Here is a 5363-nt window from a genome sequence, read left to right as displayed (position 1 = left end):
AGCGAGCAGGATGCCGACCCCATGATGGTCGATGCGCCCGGGGGCAAACTCGACAAGGGTGACGACGGAGAAGGCCGGCAGCAGCAGCCCCGGCAGGAGGCCGTCGCGGCCCACCAGCCGGATGGTGATCAGCGCGCTCAGCGCCACGAGACCGAACAGCAGCAGCAACGGCCAGGCCCAGGCGGCGGCGACGGTCGCCGCCGTCCCCGCGAACGGGCGCAGCAGCAGGGCGAGCGCGGCGATCGGCAAATCGACCAGCCGGGACCAGTGCATGTCTGACCCGTAGGGCGTGTCGAGGCGATGCTGGACGGTATCGAACCAACCCTGCCCGGCAAGGAAATCCTCGACCACGGCCAGGCGCATGGCATCGTCGGTATCGGCCAGCAGCGGCACGCCGGGCGAAACGAAGGCGGCCTTGGCCGCCAGCGTTGCAGCAAGCAGGCCGAAGACCAGCCACACCGCCGGCCATATTGAGCGCCCGTTCCGCGCCGCCGCGGTCATCTCGTTGATCAAGGAAACCGGCTCCACGCTCGTCCGTGTGCGGGCCCGATGCCGAGCGGGCGCCGGCCCGCCGCACACGGGGCTCCGTTCTAGGACGAGGGCCTTAAGATCGGCTGAAAGCGCCGCCGGGCCGCATCAGCGCCGTTGACGGCGCGCGTGCCGGTGCCTTTACTGTGCGGCGTGCTGTTGGGGAGCGACCATGGTTGCCGCACTACTCTATCTGGTCGGGCTGATCACGCTGCTGGGGTGCATCGCCGGCGCCGGCTACGGCGCGCCGGCAATGATCGCGGATTTCACCGCGGCCCTGAACGCGGGCGACGTCAACATGCTCGACGAGGTCGCCGACCTCGCGGCGGGGTTGCGCTGGGTCGTCCTGCCCGGCCTGACCGGCCTCGTCCTCATGGGCCTCGGACGCATCATCATGCTGCTGGGCGCCATCAACCGCAATCTGCGCGGGCAGGGCTAGGGGCGCCGCCACGGGCGAGCCCCCGCTGCCGTCCGCGCGGCGCGCCGTCAGGCCTGCGGCTGCGCAACCACGCGCAGATACGGCTTCAGCGTCTTCCAGCCGCCGGGGAACCTGGCCTTGGCCGCCTCGTCGCTCACCGACGTGGAGATGATGACGTCCTCGCCCTGCTTCCAGTTCACCGGCGTCGCCACCTGGTGACGGGCGGTCAACTGCAGGCTGTCGATGACGCGCAGGACCTCGTCGAAATTGCGCCCCGTCGACGCCGGGTACTCGATCTTGAGCTTCACCTTCTTGTCGGGCCCGATCACGAACACCGAGCGCACGGTGAGGGAATCGTCGGCGTTGGGATGGATCATGTCGTATTTGCGGGCGATCTCGCCCCTGGGATCGGCGATGATCGGAAAGTTGACGGCCGTGCCCTGGGTTTCCTCGATGTCCCTGGCCCAGCCGGCGTGACGCTCCAGTTCGTCGACGGAGAGCCCCAGCACCCTGACGCCGCGCTTGTCGAACTCCGGCTTGAGTCTGGCGGTATAGCCGAGTTCGGTGGTGCAGACCGGCGTGTAGTTCTTGGGATGCGAGAATAGGACGGCCCAGTGCCCGTCGATGTAATCGTGGAAACGGATGGGGCCGTCGGTCGTCTCGGCCGCGAAATCCGGCGCAGTATCGCCGATGAGAATTGCCATGAATGATCTCCTTTGGTCCGGGCCCCTCGGGCCTCGGCGCTGGCTCATCATAGCGGCGCGACGGCGCCGACCTGGAGCGGCCGACGGCGAATTGTTTTGTCTTTTCAGCGGTGACGGCACGAAGCCGTTGCGCGCTTTCAGGCTGTGGCGCAAAGCGCCGCTTCCGCGGCCGGCGGCCGGGCCCCGGGGAAGACGCTACCGCACCGCGCCGGCGGCCGCCGGTTTCCCCCTCGTCCAGGTGACGTCGGCACCGTTGAGCGGCACGACCGAGAGCGACATCTTGCCGGAACCCTTCTGCAATTCGCGGGCGTGGCCCAGGTAGACCAGCGCGTTGCTCGAGGCGTCGTAGATGCGATTGACCCTGAGGCTCTTCCAGATCAGCGAGCGGCCCTGCTTGAAGATCTCCTCGCCGCCCGCGCCCATGGCGATATTGCCGATGGTGATGGGACCGGCCGCCGAGCAGTCGATGGCGGAATAGGAGGGATCCTCGAACCAGTTTCCCTGCTGCAGCCTGTCGATGATGGAGCGGTTGAAGTAGGCGAGATGGCAGACCACGCCCTGGACCTCGGGGTCGGCGACGGCTTCGATGGTGATGTCGTTGCCGGTCCAGTCGACGCCGACGCTGCCGACCTCGTTGCGATCGGAACAGGCGGCGAGGCTGAGCAGCGCGGCCGCGGCGGCGGCAAGACGGAACGGGGTCGTTGACATGGCTGATCTCCTCGTGGCGCAGCGGATGTGGGGGGAACGGGGCGGCCGCGCAAGAGCGGTCGCGCATGCGGGCCGGCCCCGCTGGCGGGCGCAGGCATTTCCACGTAGTGTCGATGCGGGTGGAGGGCCCAATGCCGAGCGTCGCATTCATGGTCCTGCTGGCGGTGACCGGCTTCGCCGCCAATTCGGTGCTCGCCCGGCTCGCGCTCGGCACCGCGGCGATCGACGCGGCCGGCTATACCGGGATCCGGCTCCTCGCCGGGGCGGTCATGCTGGCGCTGCTGGCGGGGCGGCACAGGCCGCTCGCCCTCGGGAGGGCCGTCCGCACCCCGGCGCGCTGGATCACCGCCGCGAGCCTGTTCGGCTACGCGATCACCTTCTCCTTCGCTTACCAGTTGCTCGATACCGGCACGGGGGCGCTCATCCTGTTCACCACCGTGCAGGCCGGCATGCTCGGCTGGGCGCTGCTGAAGGGCGACCGCCCCGGCCCCGTCGCGCTTACGGGCATCGCGGCGGCGTTCGGCGGCTTCGTCTATCTGGTGTCGCCGGGGCTGGTGGCACCGCACCCCCTCGGCGCCGCGCTGATGATCGCGGCCGGCCTGTCCTGGGCGGTCTATTCGCTGGTCGGAAGGGGGTCGGCCGAACCGTTGGCCGATACCGCCTACAATTTCATCCTGACGGCACCTCTGGCGCTCGGCCTGCTGGTCGTATCGCTGCTGTACCGCGCCCCTGATCCCATCGGCGTCGGCTGGGCCGTCGCCTCCGGCGCCCTCGCCTCGGGGGCGGGCTATGCGGTGTGGTACAAGGTCCTGCCCCTCATTTCGCGCAGCACTGCCGCCATCGTGCAACTGCTCGCGCCGGTGATCGCCGCAGCCGGCGGCGTCCTGCTCATGGGCGAGACGGTGAGCCTGCGCCTTGTCGTCGCCAGCCTGCTGATCCTCGGTGGCGTGGCCGTCGCCATCGTCTTTCGCCGGCAGGCCGGCTGATCACACCTGCGGGTCCGACCACGCGGCAAAGACGTTCTCGGGCAGCACCAGGCGGGCCTCGCCCTGCGCCTCCGGCTGGTTGCGCAGCAACTGCACCGTCGTCGCATCCAGCCGCTGCGCCAGGAGGCGCGCGATCTGCAGCGTCCAGGCGGGATGCGTCTCGAGAACCTTGAGGGCGTCGGCAATGACGTAGACCTCGATGTCGGTGACCGCCTTCACCGTGGCACTGTGCGGCCGCTCGAGGAGCACGGACATTTCGCCAAAAATGGCGCCCGGGCGGTTGACCGAACTGAGGAAGGTGCCGTCGCGGCTGACTTCGAGCTCGCCTGACTTGAGCACGTACAGGGTGCCGGAACGGCCGCCCTGCCGGATGAGCTGGTGGCCGGCCGGAAACCAGTCGTAGCGGAGCCAGGGCTGGGTGGGCTCGGACATGCAGGAACTCCCCTCGCAGGCGCATCCGCCTGCCCCATCTATAGCAGACTCGCGCTCCGACGACAGCAGCAGCCGCCAGGCATGGGGCGGCCGCCCGGCGGGGGGAGCCGGGCGGCCGTCGGCCAGCGGCTGAGGGAGAGGCCGCTAGCGAACCCAGACCACCGTGCGGCTGCCGAGATCGACCAGCACCGGCCGGTCGCCGACATAGATGTAGCCATAGGTCGGATCGTCGGGGATCGCGGCCACCTCGATGTCGCCCTCGAGTTGGAAGCCGGCGCTGATGTCGCCGCCGATCTCGACCGGCTCCACCGGGTTGGCGTCGACATAGGCCACCACCCTCTCGGGGACCAGGAAGCCCGGCGATTGCACGACCTGTCGGGTCTGGAGATCGACGATGTAGACGCGGTTGTTGGCGTAGAAATAGCCGAACTGGTCGTCGCCCTCGATCGGGTGGATGGTGACGTCCGCGGCCACCACGTAACCCACGCCGATGTCGGCATCGAGATAGACCTGGTCGACGGGATGCTCGCCGGCGAACCTGACGGAATCGGCCGACACAGCCGCATCCGCGCCGATCACCGCCCCGGCCCAGCCGCCGACGATGGCGCCGATCGGGCCGCCGAGCAGAAAGCCGATGGTGCCGCCCGTGGCGCCACCCGCGGTCGCGCCGACGGCGGCGTCGGCATTCTGCGAAAGCGCCGGAGTGGTCGCGCCCGCACCGAGGACGGCCAGTGCGACACCGGCAAGGAGAAGCTTGCGCATGAGGTAAGTCCTTTTCCTATTGTTCTTCTTGGATTTGCCCCTCGCGGTCAGAACGCCCCGCCTCCCGCATGGTTCCGCCGCCGCCGGCCGGCGCAGGCGCGGGGTTCGCGTCGGAAGGGGAATGCGCTAGAAGCGCCGACGGCCAGCACAAGAGGCGCAGATGGCGCAACCGGCAAACATGGCAGCGGCGGCGCCGAGGCAGCGCCTGCACCTCGTCGATCTGTGGCGCGGCGGCGCGCTCCTCGCCATGATCGTCTACCATTTCGCCTGGGATCTCAGCTATTATGGCCTGATCGCCACCGACCTCACCACGCACCCCTTCTGGGTCACGCTACAGCGCTCGATCCTGTCGAGCTTCCTGCTGCTGGTCGGCATCGGCCTGGTGCTCGCCCATGGACGCGGCATGCGCTGGCCCGCCTTCTGGCGCCGCCTTGCCGCCATCGCCGCCGCGGCGCTGGCGGTGACGGCCGGCACGTTCTGGATGTTCCCCGATTACTTCGTCTATTTCGGCATCCTGCACGCCATCGCCCTGTTTTCGCTGCTCGCCCTGCCCTTCCTGCGCCTACCAGCCGCCGTGGTGCTGGCCGCGGCCGGCCTGTTCCTCGTCCCGCCGCTGCTGTGGAGCGCCCCCCAGTTTGCGGCACGACCACTGGCTTGGATCGGGTTCTGGAGCGTCTTGCCCGAGACCACCGACATCGTGCCGCTGTTTCCCTGGTTCGGCGTCGTGCTCATCGGCATCGCCGGCGCCCGCCTGGCGCTGGCGACGCCGCTCGCGGCGCGCCTCGCGCTCTGGCAGCCGCCGGGCCCGGTGGCGCGCCTGCTGAT

General features: G+C 69.3%; 7 protein-coding genes and 1 pseudogene. 3 read left to right on the top strand and 5 right to left on the bottom strand.

The window, feature by feature from the left end:
* Nucleotides 1-513, bottom strand: a pseudogene (locus VGD93_RS00620) (hypothetical protein); the annotation flags it as partial.
* Nucleotides 514-700: 187 nt separating this feature from the next.
* Between VGD93_RS00620 and VGD93_RS00615 the strand changes: the two are divergent.
* Nucleotides 701-967, top strand: a complete 267-nt coding sequence (locus tag VGD93_RS00615) for a hypothetical protein (RefSeq protein WP_395008160.1) — start codon at nucleotides 701-703, stop codon at nucleotides 965-967.
* Nucleotides 968-1014: 47 nt separating this feature from the next.
* On the opposite strand, the gene VGD93_RS00610 is transcribed toward VGD93_RS00615, so the two are convergent.
* Together VGD93_RS00610 and VGD93_RS00605 are read right to left on the bottom strand one after the other, a co-directional pair.
* Nucleotides 1015-1650, bottom strand: a complete 636-nt coding sequence (locus VGD93_RS00610; RefSeq protein WP_395008158.1) for a peroxiredoxin — start codon at nucleotides 1648-1650, stop codon at nucleotides 1015-1017.
* A 195-nt stretch (nucleotides 1651-1845) separates the two neighbouring features.
* Nucleotides 1846-2358: a CreA family protein gene (locus tag VGD93_RS00605; RefSeq protein ID WP_395008156.1), complete on the bottom strand. Its 513-nt coding sequence runs from the start codon at nucleotides 2356-2358 to the stop codon at nucleotides 1846-1848.
* Nucleotides 2359-2489: 131 nt separating this feature from the next.
* On the opposite strand from VGD93_RS00605, the gene VGD93_RS00600 reads away from it, so the two are divergent.
* On the top strand, nucleotides 2490-3344 hold the full coding sequence (locus VGD93_RS00600) for a DMT family transporter (RefSeq protein ID WP_395008154.1): 855 nt from the start codon (nucleotides 2490-2492) through the stop codon (nucleotides 3342-3344).
* Here the strand turns inward: VGD93_RS00600 and VGD93_RS00595 are convergent, their stop codons facing one another.
* Both VGD93_RS00595 and VGD93_RS00590 read right to left on the bottom strand, forming a co-directional pair.
* Entirely contained in the window at nucleotides 3345-3776 is a 432-nt protein-coding gene (locus tag VGD93_RS00595; RefSeq protein WP_395008152.1) for a Crp/Fnr family transcriptional regulator, read from the bottom strand.
* A 144-nt stretch (nucleotides 3777-3920) separates the two neighbouring features.
* On the bottom strand, nucleotides 3921-4538 hold the full coding sequence (locus VGD93_RS00590; RefSeq protein ID WP_395008150.1) for a DUF1236 domain-containing protein: 618 nt from the start codon (nucleotides 4536-4538) through the stop codon (nucleotides 3921-3923).
* Nucleotides 4539-4698: 160 nt separating this feature from the next.
* Between VGD93_RS00590 and VGD93_RS00585 the strand changes: the two genes are divergently transcribed.
* On the top strand, nucleotides 4699-5363 hold a 665-nt coding region (locus tag VGD93_RS00585), incomplete at its 3' end, for a heparan-alpha-glucosaminide N-acetyltransferase (protein WP_395008148.1).

This window comes from Devosia sp. (genome assembly GCF_036406155.1).
Lineage (GTDB): Bacteria > Pseudomonadota > Alphaproteobacteria > Rhizobiales > Devosiaceae > Devosia_A.
Note: the sequence above shows the minus strand (reverse complement) of the source record. Positions and strands in the feature narration are given on the sequence as shown.